The sequence below is a fragment of the Aequorivita sp. KMM 9714 genome, assembly GCF_011065475.1.
Lineage (GTDB): Bacteria > Bacteroidota > Bacteroidia > Flavobacteriales > Flavobacteriaceae > Aequorivita > Aequorivita sinensis.
Map to the genome: position 1 here is coordinate 1 of NZ_JAAGRO010000047.1, position 333 is coordinate 333.

General features: G+C 35.7%; 1 pseudogene. It reads left to right on the forward strand.

The annotated features are described in order from the left end of the window. Positions 1-333, forward strand: a pseudogene (locus tag G3A46_RS14115) (PD40 domain-containing protein); the annotation flags it as partial.

The window sequence follows — 333 nt, forward strand, 5'->3', positions numbered from 1 at the left end:
CAGTTAACCTAGGCCCTGAAATAAATACAGAAGGAAGAGAATCTTTTCCTTTTGTAAGCGATAAAAACAACCTTTATTTCTCTAGTGATGGTCGGTCGGGTTTAGGAGGTTATGATGTTTTTGTTTCCTCAATAGATGAAGAAGGAAAACTAGGAAGTCCAACAAATTTAGGAGCACCTACTAATAGTGCAAAAGACGATTTCGGGTTTATTATAGATGAAGAATCTAGAATAGGATATCTATCTTCTAATAGAGATGGAGATCGCGGAAGTGTTGATGATAATATCTACCTAGTACGGGAAAGTTGTACTATTTTAATAGAAGGAACAGTGT